Here is a 22,262-nt window from a genome sequence, read left to right as displayed (position 1 = left end):
GAGAATAAAAAAGGATCAGAGAGCTTTCAAAAGTGTTCTGCATATTTGGAGAAACACGATGTGCTACTTGATAGTTGAAGAGGAGAGGGTTGAAGTTATCAACCCTCTTTTGTGTATTAACAGGAAATCATTCAAAAGAGAAAGGAAAACGTATGAGAAAGAGAATTGGGAAGACAGTTGTGGCAGTGACTTTAGTCGGTTCGATGGCGGTAACACCTGTATTTGCCGCTCCGGCAAAGGAAAATGAAAAACAGACGAAAGAAAGTTCCGTGTCAGATCTCCAAAGTGAATTGGAACAGGTGATGACAAAGATGGCAGACCTAGAGACAAAACTGATCGCAAAAGGAGAAGAGATCCAGAAAGCTTCCAAAGAATTGCAGCAGGCGGAAGAAAAATCAGCAAAGCAGTATGAAGATATGAAGTTACGTATTAAATACATGTATGAAGCCGGAGATACAGAACTTGAGAAATTTATCAATGCGGAGTCGGCCGGGGACGCATTGAATAAGGCAGAATATGTGCAGGCAGTTTATACTTATGACAGAGATAAACTTCAAGAATATGTTGATACGAAAAAAGAGATTGAGAATCTGAAGACTACATTGGAAAAGGATAAGGCATCTCTGGAGAAAATGAATACAGAACTGAATGTGAAGAAGGAGACATTGACAACGACTATCCAGACAAAGCAGGCAGAAGAACAGCAAGTACTTGCAGCTGCTCAGGCGGTAGCGGAAAAACGTCAGGCGGAAGGAAAAGCAGAGAAGACGGATAATCCAGAAAAAGAAGAAACAACACCTGCACAGCCAGATGAAAGTGTTCAAGAACAAGTACCGGTAGAGCCAGAGACACCGAGTGAACCGCAGACACCGGCAGAGCCGGAGACACCAAGTGAGCCACAGGCACCGGCAGAGCCAGAGACACCAAGTGAGCCACAGATACCGACAGAACCAGAGACACCGAGTGAGCCACAGACACCGGCAGAGCCGGAAACACCAAGTGAGCCACAGATACCGACAGAACCAGAGACACCAAGTGAGCCACAGACACCGGCAGAGCCGGAGACACCAAGTGAGCCACAGACACCGGCAGAACCAGAGACGCCGAGTGAGCCACAGACACCAGCAGAGCCGGAGACACCGGAAGAAAATCAGAGTGCGGCACAGCAGATTGTAAGTGCGGCATATAGTTTCCTTGGAATCCCATATGTATGGGGAGGAACGACAACAGCAGGATTTGATTGTTCCGGTATGGTACAGGCGGCTCATGCGGCAGCAGGGATTTCTATTCCACGTGTCTCCTGGGATCAGGGAGCAGCAGGAGTTGAAGTATCTGCTTCGGAGGCACTTCCGGGAGATATTGTATATTATGGATGGCATGTGGGAATCTATATTGGAAATGGTCAGATGATCCATGCACCGGAAGAAGGAGATGTAGTAAAAATTTCAACGGTAGACTGGGCGGCGCATACATTTGTACGTTGCTGGTAATGGAAATAAGGATGGACGAAAGAGAGCGTTCATCCTTTTTTGTAGAAAAATTATTGCAGCTTATGGAGTAAAAATACATTTTGTATGAGCAATCGCGGTTTGTGAAAAGAAAATCGAATAGAATATTTTGAAGAAAATCCGGCAATCCTAATCAGGTAAAAGCAGGAGGAAGATTGCATGGAAGAGAATAAGAAAAAAATAATGGGGACATTGGAGGAGAATGTCGCTTATATGAATGAAGTTCTGCCTGTAAAAGAGAGTTTTGACCTTGTACAGAGAGATATTGTGATCGGCGGAAAGAAAAGTAGCTTTTTCTTTATCGACGGGTTTACAAAGGATGATACAATGCTAAAGATCATGACATCTTTTTTTTCAGTGACAGAAGAAAAAATGCCAGACAGTGCTACAGAGTTTTCCAGGTTGCTCGTACCTTACGTAGAGGTCGATACACTTTCTGAATTTGATGGGATCATCAAAAATTTGTTATCGGGGACTACTTGCCTTTTTGTAGATGGCTATGAAGCATGTATTGTGATTGACTGCCGCACTTATCCCGCCAGGGGAGTAGATGAGCCATACAATGACAAATCTCTGCGTGGCCCAAGAGATGGATTTGTGGAGACGATTGTTTTTAACACGGCGCTTATGAGAAGAAGAATCCGCGATCCGCATCTGATCATGAAAATGACAGAGATAGGAGAGAGTTCAAGGACCGATGTGGCGATTTGTTATATGGATGACCGGGTCGATCAAGAACTGCTGAAAAATCTGAACAGCAGATTGGAAAAAATTCATGTAGATGCTCTGCGGATGACGCAGCAGACGCTTGCGGAAGAACTGTTTAAGCGGAAGTGGTTCAATCCGTTTCCAAAATTTAAATTCACAGAGAGGCCGGATACAGCAGCGTCTTGTCTGCTGGAGGGAAAAGTTGTGATTCTTGTAGACAACTCCCCATCAGCGATGATACTACCGACGTCAATTTTAGATATGATCGAAGAGGCAAATGATTACTATTTTCCTACTATTACGAATGTGTATCTGAAAGTGTCACGTGCGTTGATCACAATTGCCACAGTGTTTGTTACACCATTGTTTTTACTATTTATGCAGAATCTTGAGTGGCTTCCGGAAGTGTTTGCGTTTGTGGCGATCAAAGATACAGTGAATATTCCACTGATTTTTCAGTTGCTCATTTTGGAACTTGCTATTGACGGACTTCGCTTGGCGGCAATGAATACACCAAGTATGCTGAGTACACCGCTCAGTGTGATCGCAGGAATCGTTATGGGAGAATTTTCAGTGCGCTCCGGGTGGTTTAATTCTGAAGTGATGCTGTATATGGCGTTTGTCGCGGTTGCAAACTATACACAACCTAATTTTGAACTTGGATATGCGTTAAAATTTATGAGACTGTTACTTCTTGTTCTGACGGCAATGTTTAACTGGATTGGATTTCTTATAGGATGTGTGATCGTAATTGTTTCGATCGTTTGTAATAAGACGCTGTCGGGGAGAAGTTATTTGAGAATCAGTAAAAACTAAAAATTGACAAGTCAGGTGAAAGACAGCGGAAGGAATACGCTGCCATACAGACGAGGAAAGGCAAAGAAATCCAGAAGTGAAATGTGAAAAGTAAATAAAATATAGCGAAAGAATTGAATCGCATGAAAAAGATTGTTATAATAAAATACAGTGACAGATAGAACTGATATTTCTGAAGCCCCAGAAATATCAGTATTTATTGTCCAAAAATTTTGGTAGCAGGGATGTCAGAGAAAAAAGAGAAAGGAAGAAGTTGAAATGGAACAAAGCAAAGATGAAAAACTGGGGACCGAGAAGCTTGGAAAACTCATTGTAAGTATGGCGCTTCCGGCAGTTGCAGCACAGCTGATCAACGTTCTCTATAACATCGTAGACAGAATTTATATCGGACATATAGCGGGACATGGAGATATGGCACTTACCGGTGTGGGGGTCACATTCCCGATCATTACTATTATTTCGGCGTTCAGTGCATTCGCCGGAATGGGAGGGGCACCGATTGCTTCTATTCATTTGGGAAAGAAAGATTATGAGGGAGCGGAAAAGATACTTGGAAACAGTACGAGTCTTCTGCTCTTGTTTTCAGTTGTGTTGACTGCATTCTTTATGATTTTTAAAACACCAATTTTATATGCATTTGGAGCAAGTGATAACATCATCTCATATGCGCAGGAGTACATTACGATTTATTTAGTGGGTACAGTGTTTGTACAGCTTGCAATCGGGCTGAATACATTTATCAGCGGTCAGGGAAATGCAAAGGTTGCAATGCTGTCCGTTTTGATCGGAGCAATTATTAATATTGTGTTGGATCCGATTTTTATTTTCTTATTTGATATGGGAGTGAAAGGTGCAGCGCTTGCCACAATTCTTTCTCAGGCAGTCAGTGCAGTTTGGGTAGTGAGATTCCTCGTGTCAAAGAAAAGCATTATCCGTATCCGAAAAAAATATTTGAAACTAAGCAAAAAGATCGTAGGGGCAATTGCGGCAATCGGCATTTCCCCGTTTATTATGCAGAGCACAGAAAGCCTTGTGACGGTTGTATTGAACAATGGGCTTCAGAAATATGGCGGAGATCTGTATGTTGGAACGATGTCCATTCTGATGAGTGTGATGCAGTTGATCATTGTTCCGATTCAGGGTGTTTCACAGGGAGTGCAGCCGATCATCAGCTATAATTTTGGTGCAGGAAAGAGAGACCGGGTGATGGGCGCATTTAAGCGAATGCTTATTATCTGTCTGGCGGCATCGATGACACTTGGGATTTCAGCGATTGTTGGACCGGAAATTTTCGCGAGAATGTTTACAGATAAAAAAGAACTTGTGGATCTGACAGCAAGTGTCATGCCGGTATATTTCTTTGGAATTACGATTTTTGGGATCCAGATGGCATGTCAGTGCGCGTTTATCGCACTGGGGCAGGCAAAGTTATCACTGTTTGCGGCACTTTTGAGAAAGGTGATTTTGCTCGTGCCATTGGCAATCATTCTCCCGAAATATTTCGGAGTGTCCGGAATTTACTATGCAGAACCAATTGCGGATATTATTGCAGTATTTGTGACGAGTGTCTTATTTTTGACGATCACAAGAAAGTTTTTGCGTAATTGCGGAAATAATGATATGATGGGGAAAAGAAAACAATAGGAGGCCCATCTATGAGAGAATATGTGATAACAACGGACAGCACAGTCGATCTTCCGAAAGAATATTTAAGAGAATATCAGGTACAGGCAGTTTCGCTTTCCTATGAGATAGAAGGGGAGACTTATGAGGATCTAAATGGTCTGGAACCGGCAGTTTTTTATGAAAAAATGCGAAATGGGGCAATGCCGACGACTTCTCAGGCAAATCCAGAACAGGTGAGAGAGTTGTTCGAGGGAATATTGAAAGAAGGAAAAGACATTCTCCACATTGCTTTTTCTTCCGGGTTGAGTGGAAGTTATAATAGCGCAAGGATCGCGGCAGAAGAACTGAAGGAAATGTATGAAGGGGCAGAAATTTGCGTGATTGATTCCCTCTGTGCATCGGTCGGAGAAGGGTTATTATATCACAAAGCGAGATGCATGAAGGAAAAAGGCAAAACTTTGCAGGAAGTAGCAGCATGGGTGGAGAAAAACAAGTTACATATCTGCCATAATGTTGCGGTGGATGATCTGAATCATTTGTATCGAGGAGGGAGACTTTCCAAAACGTCAGCGGTGGTCGGGTCTATGATCAATATCAAGCCGTTCATCCACATGGATGAAAATGGGAAGCTTGTTCCGATCGGAAAGGTCAGAGGGCGTAAAAAATCATTGAATATTCTGGTGGATGCGATGGCAGAGCAGATCAAGGGATATGAGGAAGAGAACGATGTGATCATGATCAGCCATGGAGACTGTATAGAAGATGCCAGATATGTGGGGAAATTGGTAGAAGAGCGGTTTGGGATCCACAATATTTTGATCAATTACGTCGGAACAGTTATCGGCTCTCATACCGGGACAGGAGTTGTAGCGCTCTGTTTTATGGGAAACAAACGATAGAGAAAATAGAAAGACGGGATGCTGAGGGGCAAATATTTTGCTCATACGGTATCCTGTTTTTGTATGTGAGTGGTATATCCCAGGACAGAGTGGTATATCCTAGAACAAATAGAAGGAGTTTTGGAAACAATCTAATAAGTTTCAAAAAAGTAGTTGACAGTCTGTGGAGAATGTAGTATGATACATCTTGTGTAAAACGAAAAAGAAAGTAGAGTATCCACTCTCACCGTAGCACAATCGGGTGACTTCGGTTAATATAAGAACTGTCACTTTCGTAAATGTAGAAAGTTATAGGATTGTATTGTGTGGATAGTCGAAGCTATTCACTTTTTTTTGCGTTAAAAGAGTATGAGAGATTAGTTTATGGAGGTGCACGACTATTAGCGATTTAATGATTAATGAGCAGATCAGAGACAAGGAGATTCGTCTGATCGGGGAAGATGGAGAACAATTAGGAATCATGTCAACAAGAGAAGCTATGAAATTAGCAGCAGAAGCAGAGCTTGACTTGGTGAAGATAGCTCCAACAGCAAAGCCACCGGTTTGTAAGATTATCGACTATGGTAAATACAAATATGAGTTGACAAGAAAAGAAAAAGAAGCAAAGAAGAAACAAAAAACGGTGGATGTCAAAGAAGTGCGTTTATCACCTAATATTGATACAAATGATTTGAATACGAAAGTAAATAACGCAAAGAAATTTATTCAAAAAGGAAATAAAGTCAAAGTGACATTACGTTTTCGCGGAAGAGAGATGGCACATATGCAGACAAGTAAGCATATTTTAGACGATTTTGCAGATATGTTAAAGGATATTGCAGTCGTAGAGAAGCCAACGAAACTCGAAGGCAGAAGTATCAGCATGGTTTTAACTGAAAAACGTTAAAAATAAATAATCTACATTTAAGGAGGAAAAACATCATGCCAAAAATAAAAACAAGTAGAGCAGCAGCAAAACGTTTCAAAAAAACAGGTACAGGAAAATTAAAAAGAAATAAAGCTTACAAGAGCCATATCTTAACTAAGAAATCTACAAAGAGAAAAAGAAATCTTAGACAGGCAACTATCACAGATGCTACTAATGTTAAGAATATGAAGAAAATCTTACCATACTTATAAGATTTGAAGAATTGAAGGAGGATTAGAAAGACATGGCAAGAATTAAAGGCGGAATGAACGCTAGAAAAAAACACAATAGAACATTAAAGCTGGCGAAAGGTTACAGAGGAGCCAGATCTAAACAATACAGAGTTGCAAAACAGTCAGTGATGAGAGCACTCACATCTTCTTACGCAGGAAGAAAAGAGCGCAAACGTCAGATGAGACAGTTATGGATCGCTCGTATCAACGCAGCTGCAAGAATCAATGGATTATCTTACAGCAAATTTATGTACGGTTTAAAATTAGCTGGAGTTGAGATGAACAGAAAGATCTTAGCTGATATGGCAATCAATGATGCACAGGGATTTGCTACATTAGCAGAAGTTGCAAAATCTAAATTAGCTTAATTTTGAGATAGAAAATCAATCAGATTTTAAAGAGAGGCAGCGTACCACAAACGTGGAATACGCTGCCTTTTTATAATGCAAAGAAAAAAATCACTTTTTATGTTTCCTGTTATCGGAAGGCGGGAGTGCGTCAACGAGTTTCTCAATCAACTGTTTCTTGACATATACATCAAAACTTAATGTACAGATAAAAGAAAACAGACGGAGAAATTCACGATTCTCCTCATCCGCATCAGAAAAGGTTTCAGAAGAAGTGCGGTAAATTTCTGTAATATCTTCTTTCAGATGATCGATGCGGGATTTCTCAAGGCTGCACACCTCCTCGTAGAGATCTGTGAACGACAGTTCCTTATCTGTGTGGAAGTAGTTCTCTGTGATCGGTTTGAGCAATGTCTCAATATCTTTGATTGATAAAATATTTTTAAAATAATAGATAAAAATGAGAACCATCACATGCTCTTTAGAATACTTTTTCTTCAGAGGAGGTGGGAGAAGTTCATTCTTTGCATAGTTGTTGATCATTGTTTTTGTGAGAATCTTATCGTCTTCATATCGCTTGGAGGATTTCATGTGGTCATTCATAAAAGTTGTGACCTGATCCATATATAGGTCGATATTTGGAATCTCATCTGCCTTTACATAGTCAATTCTTGAAATACTTTCTAAAATACTGTTTAGGATATCTTCTGTGTTAATTGTCATGTCATCACCTCATAGTCTTAGTATATAGTATTGAAAACGAGGAAGCAACATAAATATAGGTGGTTTTAAGAAAACTATTGGATCAAATCTGGATGATAGGTACGAAAAACTGTATTTCAGGCAGGAAGCTTGAAATACAGTTTGGGGAAAGCGTATAATGGCGATAGAAAGGAAAGGGAAGAAGAGATGCCAAAGATTGCAGTATGTGATGATGACAAAGAAAGCGTCATACGGTTAAAAGAGATGATTTTATCAGCCGGTATCTCAAAAGAGATAGACTGCTATGAGAGCGGTGAGAAATTAGTGGAGTCCGATCAGAACTATGACATTCTTTTTCTTGACATTGATATGGGTGGGATGAATGGCATTGAGACGGCGAAGATTCTCAGGGAAAAGGACAAGAATGTAAAAATTATCTATGTGACAAGTTATGCGGAATATGTGCATTACGCTTTTGCGGTTCATGCATTTGCCTATCTCTTGAAACCGGTGAGCCAGGAGCAGGTAAAAGCGCAGCTGCAGGAGGCGATTTCCTATTATCAGAAGAGGAAAAAAGAAGATGAGATCAGTATCCGATTTGAGACAAAGGATGGGTCAGAACTTGTAAGAATCAATGATATTTACTATTTTGAATACCGGGAACGCCGGGTGTATGTAAAGACAAAAAAGGAAAATCTGATCATTCGCGGAGGGATCCGAGAGATTGCTGAGCGGATGAAAGGATACGATTTTGCAGTGCCTCATAAAAGTTTTGTGGTAAATCTTTTTTATGTCAAAGCGGTGAAAGGGTATGATATCCGGATGATGGATGGCAGTCTGATCCCGCTTTCTCAGAAAAAATCAACAGAATTTCGGTCATTGCTGAATAAATTCCTTGCAGGGTGCATTTAAGATGCTCTGTCGTAAGAAATACAGGAAGAGAGGCGGGGATGGTTTTGGTCGTAAATGTATGGTTGAATTTCGTAGAATTAATCGTAATCCAGACGATGATCTATTATTTTTTAAGTTGCCTTCCGAGAAACATTCATAGACCGAAATGGTGTTATCTGGTGGTATTTTTTCTGCATAGCATGACATTTTGTTATGTGATCTATCGGTGGGGAAATGCAGGGGCGGGAGCACTAGTAACAGTGGCTGGATGTATACTGGCCTGCTATTTTCTATTTACCACAGACCAGATACAGATGTTTTACAGCTGCGTATATGTGACAGTGTTGATCCTGTGTCAGGGGATTGTTATATATGGTCTGGGAAGCATCTATGCACGCCTAGGTCTGTTTATTACTTACCGGGAGGCAAATGTGATGATTCTTTTGAAGATTGTGGCAGAGATTTTTGTGACAAAATGTTTCGTGTGGATTTCCCGAAAAAGAAGAGAGAGCAGTCTGACAAAGTTTCAGTATATAGTTTTTTTGATCGTTCCGGTATTCAGTATAGTGTATTTCTATTCCATCTGCGTGTTCTCGGGAATCTATGTTCAGCTTTACGGGATGGAGCTTGTAGTCTTTAATATTGTATTGCTGCTTGTGATGAATGGATGTATGACATATTTGCTTGCAAAAATTTTGAAGACCAATTCTCTTCAAAATGAACTGAATCTGGCAAATCAGAAAGAGGAGATGCAGTGCCGGTATTATGAGGAGATAGAGCAGAAGTATCAAGAATCCAGGAAGATCATTCACGATATGAGAAATCATCTTCTTGCAATCGAGCAGCTCCAAAGCTCAGGAGAAGAAGAGCGAGCAAGAGAATATATAGGAGATGTACATCAGATGTTAAATATGTTTGGTCACAAATACTATACCGATAACCGTCTGCTAAATATTATCTTAAACGATAAAGAAAAGGCGGCAAATAGAGCAAGTGTAACATTTGATGCGAGAATCGGTGCGATTGCTTTGGAGGGAATGAAAGACAGTGATCTTACAACTGTTTTTGCGAATCTTTTGGACAATGCAGTTGAGGCAGCGAAGGAATCAGAGCAAAAGCAAGTGGTGATACGGGCGGACAGCATTCATGAATTTAATGTGATCCGCATTGAAAATACGATGTCCTTCTGTCAGAAAAAGAAGGAAGGTCATATGGGAATCGGATTGGAGAATGTGACAAGAGTGTTGAAAAAGTATGACGGCAGCTTTCAGCGAGAAAGGATGGATGGGAAATATGTCTGCATCGTGACGATGCCAAAATTCCCGGGAATGACTGAAAAAGCAGAGTTCAATGAAAAGAGGAAATGGATATGAAAAAATGTACAGAAAAATGGATGCACGTATTTGTATGTGCCGGATGTGCAGCAGCAATGATTTTTGCAGGCTGTTCCGGTCAAAAACCATTGTCAGACCGTTTTGAGGAAGAGACGGTCAAAAAGACGGCAGAAGAGATTATCGAACTTGTCCATGAAGGGGACTATGAAAAGATCATAGAGGAATATGAGAGTGCAAAGCTTGTGACGGTACTTACAGAGGAGGATTTAAGAAATGCAGTGCAGCCTGTGATGGAAGAATTGGGTGAGCCGGAAAAAATTGAGAGGACAGTTGTGACTGGAAATGAAAATCCAGAGACGAAGGAAGAGTACGCAACTGCGGTCAGTATAGTATCTTATGAAAATGGGAAAGCACAGTATACGATCACGTTTAATCAAACGATGAAGATGGAAGGTTTTTACATTAAATAAGGGAAGGAGAGAAGGGTTATGTTGGGATGGATTATTTTCGCTGTTTTTGCGGTGATGGGAGTTCTTTTATGGACGGGAAAAGGAGGATGGCTCATCGCAGGCTATAACACAGCGAGCGCAGAGGAAAAGAAAAAATATGATGAGAAAAAGCTGAATAGAACAATGGCGAAGGGATGGACGATCATCACAGCAAGCCTTCTGTTTCTTAATTTTGCAAAGGAAGATATGACTCCGGTTTTTCTGACGATATTTATGATCCTTATGTTTGTTGGAATCGGCTATATTCTGCTGATGACAAATAACTGTTATGTAGAAACAGAAGAAATGTCTGAGACAGAGAAAGAAAAAATTGCAAAAGAAAGAAGGAATGGAAGACGGTATTCTTTGATCATCCTGATAATCTTAGCAGTTTTGACGGGGATACCAATGTTTGCAGGTTCTGTTAACATAGAATTTGAAGAGGATAAAATTCGTCTGTCAGGATTTCTTGTTCCTGGATATACGTTGGAGCAGGAGGAAATTCTCTCTGTGGATTACGAAAAAGAACTGGATCTTGGAAGGCGGACGAATGGAAATGGTTCTGTGAGGATTCAGGCAGGGCAGTTCCGAAATAAGCGATTTGGAAATTATCGTCTGTACAGTTATAACGCATGCAGAGAATATGTTGTGATCGATACAGAAGACAAAACAATCGTTGTCAATGACAAGACACCGGAGAGGACAAAAGAACTATATGAAAAATTAAAAATATTTTCAGAGAGGTGATCACATATGGTAGAATTTTGGTTTTTATTTATCTGTAACATGCTTATACCTGTGACAATGCTTGTTTTAGGCTATTTGTTCAAAGGAATTCATTTTCCAAAGGATGTGAACGCACTTTGCGGCTATCGTACATCGATGTCAATGAAAAATGAAAAGACCTGGAAATTCGCCAATGCCTACTGGGGAAAAATCTGCTGGCGGATTGGCTGGGGTGTGACTCTGGTCACAGCCTTTGCGACTATACTCTCTTATCTCGCAGGAGAAGAGATATTTAATACGACATCGATCGTACTTTGTATGGGACAGTGTGCAGTTCTGCTTGTGACGATCATTCCGGTAGAGAGAGCGCTGAAGAAGAAATTTGATCGGAACGGGGAGGAGCGATAAGAGATTTCCGGCATTGCGTTTCGCGGAGAGTTTGGTATAATAGGATAAGCAGTAAGGGATAAGGAGTCAAAAAACTATGAGTATATATGATACATTAAATGCAGAGCAGCGGGAGGCGGTCTTTCACACGGAGGGACCGCTTCTTATACTGGCAGGAGCCGGCTCTGGGAAAACAAGGGTGCTGACGCACCGTATTGCATACCTGATTGAGGAGAAAGGAATCAATCCGTGGAATATTCTTGCGATTACGTTCACAAACAAGGCGGCAGGCGAGATGCGGGAGCGTGTAGATGATATCGTAGGATTTGGCTCAGAAAGTATCTGGGTAAGTACGTTTCATTCTACTTGCGTGCGGATTCTGCGCAGGCATATTGACCGGCTTGGATACGACAATAACTTTACGATCTATGACAGCGATGATCAGAAGACTTTGATGAAAGATGTATGCAAACTGCTTCAGATTGATACAAAAACATATCGGGAACGTATGATCTTAAGTGCGATTTCCTCGGCAAAGGATGAGATGGTCACGCCGGAAGAATATGAATTGAATGCATATGGAGATTTCAGCAAGAAGAAGATTGCTGAGGCTTACAAAGAGTATGAGAGGCAGCTGAAGGCAAACAATGCACTGGATTTTGATGATCTTTTAGTAAAGACTGTACAGCTGTTCCAGACACAGCCGGAAATATTAGAATATTATCAAGACCGCTTCCGCTATATTATGGTAGATGAGTATCAGGATACCAATACCGTGCAGTTTAAGTTGATCAGCCTTCTTGCGGCAAAATATAAAAATCTGTGTGTAGTCGGAGATGATGATCAATCGATCTATAAATTCCGTGGGGCAAACATCCAGAATATTTTAAGCTTTGAAAAAGAATTTGAACATACAAAAGTGATCAAACTTGAGCAGAATTACCGTTCGACGAGCACAATCCTCGATGCGGCAAATGCGGTGATCAAAAACAATGTAGGAAGAAAGGCAAAATCACTTTGGACGGAAAATGGAGAAGGAGAAAAAATCCAGTTTCGCCAATTTGACACCGCCTACGATGAAGCTGAATATATTGTAGGAGATATCAGAGAACGCGTAGATAATGGAAAAGCAGCTTACTGTGATCATGCAGTTTTGTACCGTACAAATGCACAATCCCGTCTGTTTGAGGAGAAAATGATCACAGCCAATATTCCATACAAGATTGTCGGCGGAGTCAATTTCTATGCGAGAAAGGAAATCAAAGATCTGCTTGCATATTTAAAAACGATTGATAATGGAAAAGACGATCTTGCAGTGAGGAGGATCATCAATGTTCCGAAGAGAGGAATTGGTCTTACAACAGTCAATCGCATTACGGAGGCGGCGCAGCAGAGAGGAATCAGTTTCTACGAAGCACTGTGTTCTGCCGATCTTGTTCCGGGATTGGGAAGAAGTATTTCCAAACTAGAATCTTTTGCGGCGATGATCGAATATTTCCGGAAAGAAGCAGAACATCTTTCGATTACAGAACTGATGAAAGAAATCCTTACGGAAACCGGGTATGTGGAAGAACTGAAGGCAGAAGGAGAAGAGGAGGCAGAAGTACGTCTCCAGAATATCGATGAATTTCTGAATAAAATCGCTGCATATGAAGAATCCTGTGAGGAGGAGCTTCCGACACTTTCCGGATTTTTAGAGGAAGTGGCGCTGGTGGCAGATATTGACAGCTTGGATGAAGAAAGCGATTATGTTGTGCTGATGACCTTGCACAGTGCAAAAGGATTGGAATTCCCTTATGTTTATCTGGCAGGGATGGAAGATGGGATTTTCCCAAGCTACATGACCATTACAGCAGATGATCCGACAGAACTCGAGGAGGAGAGAAGACTCTGTTATGTCGGAATCACCCGGGCAAAAAAAGAACTTTCGATGACTTGTGCCAGAAGACGTATGATTCGCGGGGAGACACAATATAATAAAATGTCAAGATTTTTAAAAGAAGTTCCGCCGCAGCTTTTGTCTACAGGGAAAATTGTGGAGAAAGAAGAGCTGGAACTACCGAAGCAGAATGCTTATGTTCAAGCAAAACAGTCTTTTCAAGCAAAACCGTTTATGATCTCAAAACCGGTACAGCAGTTTGGAGTCAAAAGCGGGGAAGGACTTTCCTATGGTGTCGGTGACCGTGTCCGTCATATGAAATTTGGAGAAGGTACGGTGACTGCGATCACGGAAGGTGGAAGAGATTACGAGGTGAGTGTCGATTTTGACAGCGCAGGGACAAAAAAGATGTTTGCATCTTTTGCAAAATTACAAAAAGTATAGAAAAAATAAAATTGGGAAAAATATATGAAATGTTATAGCAATCTTCCCTTGTTAGTGTTATAATAATGGAAGCGAAATCCATTTGAAAAGTAAGGAAATCGGAAAGGACGTGGCAAGTATGAACAGAGTAGAAGATATTATTGCAGCATCAAAATTAAATGACATTTTAAAGAAGAAAGATGACAATGACAAAACAAAGAATACAGTTCTTTGGGTACTTGCAATTGTAGGTGCAGTTGCAGCAATCGCAGGAATCGCTTACGCAGTATATTGTTTCTTCACACCAGATTATCTGGAAGACTTTGAAGAAGATTTCGATGATGAATTTGATGACGATTTCTTTAGTGAAGAAGACGAGATCTAGAAAGTGCAATAAGGCGGGACAAAAAGTCCCGCCTTTTTCTTGCAGAGGAAGTTTTTGGAGAACTTGTAAGGAAAACAATGTGCAAATGGAAATATAGAGTGGAGCAATTGATTGCTCAATAGAACGGTAAGAGAAAGGAATACAGATAGATGAAAAAAGGACAAGTTTATGAGGGGATGATTCAAAAAGTAGAATTCCCAAATAAAGGAATCGTACAAGTGGATGGGGAAGAGAAGCCTGTCATTGTAAAAAATGGGATTCCGGGGCAGAAGATCCGGTTTTGTGTCAATAAGCTGAGAAAAGGAAAAGCGGAAGGACGTCTGTTGGAAGTAATGGAAAAGTCTGCATTAGAGACAAGAGAGCCGGTGTGCAGTATTTTTCCGGCCTGTGGTGGCTGCATGTATCAGACCATGGATTATCAGGCACAGGTGAAGATGAAAGCGGAACAGATCCAATCGATCATGGATGCGGCTGTGGATGGGTATTCCTATACCTTTGAGGGAGTAAAAGAAAGCCCGAAGGAATTTGCTTACCGCAATAAAATGGAGTTCTCCTTTGGGGATGAATATAAGGACGGGCCGCTTTCTCTCGGACTTCACAAGAAAGGAAGCACTTACGATGTACTGACCGCTTCTGACTGTAAATTAGTTCACGAAGATATGACACAGATTTTAAGTTGTGTGCTGGACTATTTCAAGGAGAGAGGTGTCAGCTACTACAAAAAAATGCAGCATATCGGATATTTGCGCCATCTTCTTTTAAGGAGAGGAGATACGACTGGAGAAATTCTTGTAAATCTTGTCACAACAACACAGGAAGAGCATGACTTGGCTCCGCTTGTGGAAAAACTTCTGGCGCTTCCGGTAGAAGGCAAGATTGTCGGGATTCTGCATATTTTGAATGATTCCTTATCCGATGTGGTGCAGAGTGATGAGACAAAGATTCTCTATGGACAAGACTATTTCTATGAGAAAATCATGGGGTTGGAATTTAAAATCACACCATTTTCCTTCTTTCAGCCAAATTCAAGAGGAGCTGAGGTGCTTTACAGCACTGTGCGGGAGTATATCGGAGATATCCACGATATGACCGTGTATGATTTGTTCAGCGGAACCGGGACAATCGCGCAAGTATTGGCGCCGGTGGCAAAGCAAGTGATCGGAGTCGAGATCATCGAGGAAGCTGTGGAAGCAGCAAAAGAAAATGCAGAGCGGAATGGACTGCATAATTGCAGATTTATTGCGGGAGATGTTTTTAAGGTATTAGATGAAATAGAAGAGAAGCCGGATGTGATTGTGTTAGACCCGCCTAGGGATGGGATTCATCCGAAAGCATTGCCGAAGATCCTTGATTATGGAGTAGAAAATATCGTGTATATTTCCTGCAAGGCTACGAGCTTGGCAAGAGATTTAGAAATGATACAGGCGAGAGGATACCGGGTGGTGAAATGCACGGCGGTGGATCAATTTTGTCAGACAGTCCATGTGGAAACTATTGTACTGCTGCAAAAAACGATGTAGAAAGCTTAGAAGCTTTTTTTAAGTGGATTATATTTATAAGCAAAGTTAGGAATCTGAAATAAAGAAATAAAAAATGATATCAATAGTTTAATAATTGTTGATATAGAGTATGGTAAGGCGTTCAGAAATGGGCGCCTATTTGATTGCCCAAAATGAACTTTACAAAATATTTATCTAAAATTTACATTAGTAAGGTAGATAAAGATAGAAACGGTGTGATATTTTGAAAAAAGAGAGAGTGATTGTTGGGAGGAGATAGGTGTATGTGTGAAACAGCTTTGGTACGAACAAATTTAATGGGAGATGTAGAAAGAAAAGCTGTTTTATGGTTCAAGTCTAAGGAATAGTTTTTTGATGGCTCTGTTTCTGTATGGAACAGAGCCTTTTTGGAGGTGCTAAGATTGAAAACATATCATATAGGTGAAAAAGTAGTACATTGTCCAGAGGGAGTATGTGAAGTAGAAGATATTTGTCAAATAGAAATGAATAAAATGAAAAAATATTATTACAGGCTGAAACCGATTCAAAGTAACGTGAAAGTAGTATATATTCCGATAGATAAAGTAGAGATGCATGTACGACCGCTAAAGACAAAGCAAGAATTAGAAAAAATCTTTTGCATTGAACCGGAAGAACAACTGATCTGTTACAGAAATCCACAAAAAAGAATGGATATACAAAATCAGGCTGTCCGGGAAGATGATGCGGTAATGTTGATTCAGTTGATCAAGATGTATCGAAGAAAACGGCAAAAAAATCACATCTCGCTCGGGGATGCGAGATGGTTGAAAGAAGCGGAGTGCTATTTGTTTTCAGAGATGTCTGAAGTGTTAGAGTGTGATTATAATTTTTTGTTACAGTGTGCACAATATAATCAGAAAATCGAATGTGCATAACAAGATAGATGTGAGAGTCATTGATTATATGAGGAAGATAACTATGAGAAAAATATATGTAATGGATACGAATATTTTGATTCATGCACCTGAGGCAATTTTGAATTTTGAAGATAATGAAGTAGTGATTCCAATGGCAGTATTGGAAGAACTTGATGGATTAAAAAATTCTGAGAAGAAAAAGGGGAGAAATGCCAGAGAAGCGATTCGCCACTTGGAAAATCTTCGGGTACAAGGCAATCTTGTAGCGGGTGTAGATACGGAGCAGGGAGGAATCATCCGGATAGAAAAAAATTATGTTGATATGCAACTTCCAACGGATATGCCTGAAGATAAGATGGACAATCGGATATTAAAGGTATGTTTAGGGCTTCAAAAAGATTATCCGGAAGAACAGACTATTTTGGTCACAAAAGATATGCTTCTTAGAATCAAAGCGCAGATGCTTTCTATCACAGCTCAGGATTATACAACAGACAGAATAGCAAAGAAAGAAGAACAGTATAGTGGAAGGATGGAAGTTTATGTAGAGGAAGAGCATTTTAAAGAGCTCAAAAAGAAAGGAATCAAACCGGAATACATTTATCAAATGGGAGAAGATGGGATTCGTCATCAGGTTATGCCGGAGATGAATCAGTTTCTGATCTTAAAAGCAGATCAATCTACGAAAAAAGTGCAGCTTGGACGTTTTGATGGAACAAAAGTAGTTCCATTGCAATATAAAAAAAGTAAACCGTATGGTGTGTCACCAAGAAATGTCGGTCAGTATTTCCTGCAGGAAGCATTGATGACATCTGCAGAAGATGCTCCGCTTGTAATTGTAAAGGGAATGGCAGGTACTGCAAAAACATTTTATGCGGTTGCAGTAGGATTAGAAAAGGTGTTCAATACTGAAAAGAGGGAATATAGGAAGATCCTTTGTAAATACATATTTGATTATTGATGAAGCTCAGAACATGACACCAAAACAGGTAACAGGTATTATTACCCGCGCAGGAAAAGGAACGAAAGTAATTCTTCTCGGTGATCCAAAGCAGATAGATAATCCATATCTGGATGAGCAGACAAATGGATTGAGTTATGCGTCGGAGCATATGAAGAAAAGTCCATTCTGTTATCAAATCACATTCAATGCAGAAGAATGTGAACGGTCAGAATTAGCTATGGATGCAATACAAAGAATGTAGAAAGACAGAGGCAAAAAATTGAATTTAACGTATCGGGACATAAGGGAAAACAAAGAAATTAATCAGTATATTACAATGGGAAATGAAATACTGGGGGTTCTTGGCTATACAGATCATTCGCAGAAACATGCTGTGATTGTAGCTGAACGGGCAGCAGAACTGTTAGAAGTATTGGGCTACTCAAAAAGAGAGATAGAATTGTGTAAAATTGCAGGGTTTATGCATGATATAGGAAATTGTGTGAATCGCTCGGATCACGCACACAGTGGAGCAATTATGGCAATGCAGATCCTAAGGAGTCTTGGAATGGATGCAGAAGATATTTCAGTTGTGATTTCTGCAATTGGAAACCATGATGAAGAAACTGGAACTGCGGTAAATGCAGTGTCAGCAGCAATTATTTTGGCAGACAAAACCGATGTACGCAGAAACCGTGTACGGAATAAAAGGAAATCAAGTTTTGATATTCATGACCGGGTGAACTATGGTGTGCTTTCAACAGAACTTGCAGCGAACCCTGAGAAAAAAGAGATACATTTGAATTTGGAATTGGATGAAGAAACATGTTCTATTTTAGATTATTTTGAAATTTTCACAGAACGGATGTTGATGTGCAGGAGAGCTTCGGAGATGCTGGGGATGCATTTTAAGTTTACAGTCAATGAAAGAAAAGTATTGTGATTTGCAATACCTGTATGTTCTCATTTGTGGAAAAATTTTATTATAGAAGGAGAAATATAGATGAAACAGGCGATTATGGATATTGGCTCGAATTCCATGAGGGTCACTGTCTATGAGGTTGACGGAACAGTGTTCCGTATTCTTTTCAAGGAAAAAATTATGGCAGGACTGGCAGGGTATGTAGAAAATAAAAGATTATCTCCGGAAGGAATTGAATGTGCATATACCGGCCTTTTAGAATTTAGAGAAATTCTAGAATCATTAAATATCAATCATGTTTCAGTATTTGCGACGGCATCTCTTCGGAACATTCAAAATACTGCGGAGGCTGTATCGGCAATTAAAGCGAGGACAGGATACGATGTGGAAGTGATCAGTGGAAAAGAAGAAGCATTTTTTGGGTATACAGGGGCCATGCAGGACGTAAAGTTATCAAGCGGTGCATTTATCGATATTGGTGGAGCAAGCACAGAAGTTGTTCCCTTTGAAAACGGAGAGGTACTGGATGCTGCAAGTTTTCCTGTTGGTTCCCTGAGTCTGTATAAAGAGTGTGTGAAACATATCGTGCCTGGGGAGGGGTCGCTGAAAAGATTAAAAAAATCGATATCTGCTGAAATTGGAAAGCAAAAGATGTTTACCTATAAAAAGTGTTCCCCGCTAGTTTGTGTTGGTGGAACTGCAAGGGCAGTTTTGCGGATCGCAAAGAAATTATATGATCTTCCACCAGAATGTCATACGGTTTCCAGAAAGCAGTTGGATCAGTTATGTTCTCAGCTGTATCAAGCGGACAGGAGAGCAATCGATCTTATTTTAAAGCTGGAGCCGAATCGCATTCACACGATCATTCCAGGGATCATGATTCTGCAGCATATCTTCCGTTTGTTTGCTGCCGATGAAATTGTAGTCAGCAATTACGGTGTAAGAGAAGGATATTTATGCAAGAGGATCATTGCACCACAAAAGAAAAAATAAGGAAAAGAATAGGAGAAAAAGTGATGAGGAAGAATGTAAGTCTACCATATGTAAATAGAGAGTTATCATGGCTGAAGTTCAATGAAAGAGTATTGGAGGAGGCAGAGGATAAGTCTGTACCATTATGTGAGCGCCTGACATTTTTATCGATATTTCAGAGCAATCTGGATGAATTTATAAGAGTACGCGTTGGAAGTCTGGCAGATCAGATGGCATTGCAGCCGACCTTAAAAGATAATAAAACAAATATGACAGCGGAAGAACAGTTAAAAGCTGTATTGGATGATATGAAAAAACTACTCCAAAGAAAAGACTATACATATACACTTCTGAGGAATGAACTGAAAGCAGAAAATATTAGCATTGTAGATTTCAATATGTTGTCGAAAAAAGAATCCGATTATTTGGAACGATATTTTGATTCAGAAATAGCTCCATTGATTTCACCGATGTTAATATCAAAGAACGCACCTTTTCCGTTCCTGAAAAATAATGATATTTATGTGGCTGTACTGCTTGGAAAAAAGAATAAAAAGGATAAGGTAGGAATTATTCCTTGCAGCAACAATGTGTTTCCACGCTTGATTAAGAGTCCGTTTCGAGAAGGAACCTACATGCTTACGGAAGAATTGATTTTGCATTTCGTAGAAAAAGTATATCCACATTATATTGTGAAGTCAAAAACACTTTTGAAAATTACAAGAAGTGCGGATATTGATGCGGCGGATTTGTATGACGATGATTTAGATTATCGTGATATTATGTCAGAATTGATCAGTAGAAGAAAAAAACTAAGTCCACTGACGATGAGTATGACACGAAATGTAGATGAAAAAGTTGTAGATACATTATGTGAAAATCTCGGTTTGCAAAAGAAACGGGTATTTTACAGCGCTTCGCCATTGGATTTTAAATATGTATTTCAAATTCAGGATGCGCTTCGCAAAAAGGAAGAATTGTTTTTTCAGAAACGAGTGCCGCAGCCAAGCGCAATGTTCGATATGAAAAAAAGCATCATAGAACAGATCTTGGAGAAAGACAGAATGTTATCGTTTCCGTTTGAAAGTATCCGGCCATATATCGAATTTTTAAGAGAAGCAGCAAATGATCCGGAAGTATTATCGATTAAAATCACATTGTACAGGGTCGCCAAAAATTCAAAAATTGTAGAAACATTGGTGGAAGCAGCAGAAAATGGAAAAGAAGTGACCGTATTGGTAGAACTTCGTGCGCGTTTTGATGAAGAAAACAATATAGAGTGGTCGAGAAGACTGGAATATGCAGGGTGTAATGTGATTTATGGATTACCTGGGTATAAAGTACACTCGAAATTGTGTCTGGTGACACGAAAGCATCATGATGAAATTCAGTATCTGACGCAGGTTGGAACAGGAAACTATAATGAGAAAACAGCAGAACTTTATACGGATTTGATGGTTATGACAGCGAATCCGCAGATTGGTGAAAATGCAAGACAAGTATTTCAGGCGCTGGTGATGGGAGAAGTCGTAGAACAGTCAGAAAAACTTCTTGTGGCACCGAAATGTCTTCAAAATCGAGTGCTGGAAATGATAGACGAAGAAATTGCTCATGCCAGACAAAATGAGAAGGCATATATTGGATTGAAAATGAATTCTTTGACAGATAAAAAGATTATTGATAAGTTAATCGAAGCATCTCAGGCAGGAGTAAAAATCGATATGGTTGTTCGTGGGATTTGCTGTCTGGCAGCAGGGATTCCGGGATACACAGAAAATATCGAGATAAGAAGCATTGTTGGACGTTATCTGGAACATTCTAGAATATATATATTTGGCATAGAGGAAAGAAGAAAAATATATATTGCATCGGCAGATTTTATGACTAGAAATACGGTGAAACGTGTGGAAGTTGCAATCCCGATAGAGTCAGAAGAGTTAAAGATCCGGATAGAAGAGATGTTTATTACGATGTTGTCGGATAATAAAAAGGCAAGGAAGATGAAGCCAAATGGATTGTATGAGAAATTGCCAATAGACGGTACAGAGGTCAATGCACAAGAGTTGCTTTTTGAACAGTCTTATTTGCAGCCTCATTTGCAGTAATGAAACATTAAAGTAAATTTTATTAATATCAAAGAATATATATGGAAATAGGATAAAAGACGGCGTATAAGTTGTGCAAGTTTTTATCCTGTTTTTATTTAAAAGCATGTATTTTAATGATAACATATTGACAAATTTCTATATAAGATATATTCTGTAAACATAGAAAATAATCAATGTGTGATGAGAGGAGGGAGTGCATGGGAATAGATTACATAGAATATGCAAAGATTTTCAAAGTATTTTCGGATCCGAAACGTCTGAAGATCATCAATATGCTGTCCAACGGTGAGCTTTGTGCGTGTAAGATTCTAGAGGAATTTCAGATCACACAACCAACATTATCGCATGATATGAAGCTTCTGACAGATATGGAGCTGGTCGTTCCGAGAAAAGAAGGAAAGTGGACACATTATTCTTTAAACAGAGAGAAGATGAACGAGATATACAAAACAGTCGGGAAACTGATGATCCCCGATGGGTTTTCAAACATCGTGGATTGTGACTGCGAAAAGGACAGATGATAGGAGGCAGAAAGCCGGATCACAAGCGAAAAAGATTTTGTATCATACAAGGAGCTTCCTGTATAATTCAAATATAAGGAATTCCAAGAAAGAAGGTTGAGAAAAAAATACCTCAGTGTAGAATAAGATTACTGACTTT

Annotated in this window: 21 protein-coding genes and 1 pseudogene; 21 read left to right on the top strand and 1 reads right to left on the bottom strand. The window is 39.9% G+C overall.

All coding sequences use genetic code 11. From position 1 onward, the window contains the following. The first annotated feature begins 152 nt into the window (after window positions 1-152). The 7 genes from EDD74_RS13520 to rplT all read left to right on the top strand — a co-directional run bounded on the left by EDD74_RS13520 (window position 153) and on the right by rplT (window position 7,065). The gene (locus tag EDD74_RS13520) at window positions 153-1,490 is read left to right on the top strand and encodes a C40 family peptidase (protein ID WP_116442493.1); all 1,338 of its coding nucleotides are present in this window, start codon (window positions 153-155) and stop codon (window positions 1,488-1,490) included. A 177-nt stretch (window positions 1,491-1,667) separates the two neighbouring features. Continuing rightward, a complete protein-coding gene (locus EDD74_RS13515) occupies window positions 1,668-3,032 on the top strand; it encodes a spore germination protein (protein ID WP_008976242.1) in 1,365 nt (454 codons plus the stop codon). Between the two features lie 258 nt (window positions 3,033-3,290). After that, window positions 3,291-4,676 (top strand): MATE family efflux transporter, encoded by a 1,386-nt coding sequence (locus EDD74_RS13510; RefSeq protein WP_008976241.1) that lies wholly within the window; start codon window positions 3,291-3,293, stop codon window positions 4,674-4,676. Window positions 4,677-4,687: 11 nt separating this feature from the next. After that, window positions 4,688-5,557 carry a DegV family protein gene (locus tag EDD74_RS13505; RefSeq protein WP_116441840.1) on the top strand — a complete coding sequence of 290 codons (870 nt, stop codon included), beginning with the start codon at window positions 4,688-4,690 and terminating at the stop codon, window positions 5,555-5,557. 391 nt (window positions 5,558-5,948) lie between these two features. Continuing rightward, window positions 5,949-6,443 carry a translation initiation factor IF-3 gene (gene infC, locus EDD74_RS13500; protein ID WP_008976239.1) on the top strand — a complete coding sequence of 165 codons (495 nt, stop codon included), beginning with the start codon at window positions 5,949-5,951 and terminating at the stop codon, window positions 6,441-6,443. A gap of 35 nt (window positions 6,444-6,478) precedes the next feature. Then, window positions 6,479-6,676 (top strand): 50S ribosomal protein L35, encoded by a 198-nt coding sequence (gene rpmI, locus EDD74_RS13495; protein WP_008976238.1) that lies wholly within the window; start codon window positions 6,479-6,481, stop codon window positions 6,674-6,676. Window positions 6,677-6,708: 32 nt separating this feature from the next. Next, window positions 6,709-7,065 (top strand): 50S ribosomal protein L20, encoded by a 357-nt coding sequence (rplT, locus tag EDD74_RS13490; protein WP_008976237.1) that lies wholly within the window; start codon window positions 6,709-6,711, stop codon window positions 7,063-7,065. Window positions 7,066-7,155: 90 nt separating this feature from the next. Here the strand turns inward: rplT and EDD74_RS13485 are convergent, their stop codons facing one another. Continuing rightward, complete coding sequence (locus EDD74_RS13485; RefSeq protein ID WP_008976236.1) at window positions 7,156-7,767, bottom strand: DUF1836 domain-containing protein; 612 nt, start codon at window positions 7,765-7,767, stop codon at window positions 7,156-7,158. 129 nt (window positions 7,768-7,896) lie between these two features. Here EDD74_RS13485 and EDD74_RS13480 point away from each other — a divergent pair, with 129 nt between their 5' ends. From EDD74_RS13480 to EDD74_RS13415, 14 genes and pseudogenes are all read left to right on the top strand, one after another. Then, entirely contained in the window at window positions 7,897-8,658 is a 762-nt protein-coding gene (locus tag EDD74_RS13480; protein ID WP_243116177.1) for a LytR/AlgR family response regulator transcription factor, read from the top strand. 38 nt (window positions 8,659-8,696) lie between these two features. Next, complete coding sequence (locus tag EDD74_RS13475) at window positions 8,697-10,010, top strand: sensor histidine kinase (protein WP_116441841.1); 1,314 nt, start codon at window positions 8,697-8,699, stop codon at window positions 10,008-10,010. After that, window positions 10,007-10,441 (top strand): DUF3887 domain-containing protein, encoded by a 435-nt coding sequence (locus EDD74_RS13470; protein WP_008976233.1) that lies wholly within the window; start codon window positions 10,007-10,009, stop codon window positions 10,439-10,441. The genes EDD74_RS13475 and EDD74_RS13470 overlap by 4 nt, the downstream gene beginning before the upstream one ends. Window positions 10,442-10,459: 18 nt before the next feature. Continuing rightward, a complete protein-coding gene (locus EDD74_RS13465; RefSeq protein ID WP_116441842.1) occupies window positions 10,460-11,206 on the top strand; it encodes a DUF3784 domain-containing protein in 747 nt (248 codons plus the stop codon). Window positions 11,207-11,212: 6 nt separating this feature from the next. After that, complete coding sequence (locus EDD74_RS13460) at window positions 11,213-11,593, top strand: SdpI family protein (RefSeq protein WP_008976231.1); 381 nt, start codon at window positions 11,213-11,215, stop codon at window positions 11,591-11,593. 76 nt (window positions 11,594-11,669) lie between these two features. Further along, window positions 11,670-13,895, top strand: a complete 2,226-nt coding sequence (pcrA, locus tag EDD74_RS13455) for a DNA helicase PcrA (protein ID WP_116441843.1) — start codon at window positions 11,670-11,672, stop codon at window positions 13,893-13,895. 118 nt (window positions 13,896-14,013) lie between these two features. Then, a complete protein-coding gene (locus EDD74_RS13450) occupies window positions 14,014-14,259 on the top strand; it encodes a hypothetical protein (protein WP_009262756.1) in 246 nt (81 codons plus the stop codon). Between the two features lie 149 nt (window positions 14,260-14,408). After that, window positions 14,409-15,779, top strand: a complete 1,371-nt coding sequence (rlmD, locus tag EDD74_RS13445) for a 23S rRNA (uracil(1939)-C(5))-methyltransferase RlmD (RefSeq protein ID WP_016440188.1) — start codon at window positions 14,409-14,411, stop codon at window positions 15,777-15,779. Window positions 15,780-16,180: 401 nt separating this feature from the next. Then, the gene (locus EDD74_RS13440; protein WP_008976164.1) at window positions 16,181-16,675 is read left to right on the top strand and encodes a CarD family transcriptional regulator; all 495 of its coding nucleotides are present in this window, start codon (window positions 16,181-16,183) and stop codon (window positions 16,673-16,675) included. Window positions 16,676-16,718: 43 nt separating this feature from the next. Then, a pseudogene (locus EDD74_RS13435) lies at window positions 16,719-17,862 on the top strand (PhoH family protein). Between the two features lie 18 nt (window positions 17,863-17,880). Continuing rightward, on the top strand, window positions 17,881-18,543 hold the full coding sequence (locus EDD74_RS13430) for an HD domain-containing protein (RefSeq protein WP_116441844.1): 663 nt from the start codon (window positions 17,881-17,883) through the stop codon (window positions 18,541-18,543). A gap of 60 nt (window positions 18,544-18,603) precedes the next feature. Then, window positions 18,604-19,515: a Ppx/GppA phosphatase family protein gene (locus tag EDD74_RS13425; protein ID WP_116441845.1), complete on the top strand. Its 912-nt coding sequence runs from the start codon at window positions 18,604-18,606 to the stop codon at window positions 19,513-19,515. A gap of 23 nt (window positions 19,516-19,538) precedes the next feature. Then, window positions 19,539-21,599, top strand: a complete 2,061-nt coding sequence (gene ppk1 / locus EDD74_RS13420; RefSeq protein WP_009262740.1) for a polyphosphate kinase 1 — start codon at window positions 19,539-19,541, stop codon at window positions 21,597-21,599. A gap of 200 nt (window positions 21,600-21,799) precedes the next feature. Then, a complete protein-coding gene (locus EDD74_RS13415) occupies window positions 21,800-22,123 on the top strand; it encodes an ArsR/SmtB family transcription factor (RefSeq protein WP_008976158.1) in 324 nt (107 codons plus the stop codon). Window positions 22,124-22,262 lie beyond the last annotated feature (139 nt).

Source organism: Faecalimonas umbilicata (assembly GCF_004346095.1).
In the GTDB taxonomy this organism is placed as follows: domain Bacteria; phylum Bacillota; class Clostridia; order Lachnospirales; family Lachnospiraceae; genus Faecalimonas; species Faecalimonas umbilicata.
This window is presented reverse-complemented; position numbering and strand designations above follow the sequence as displayed.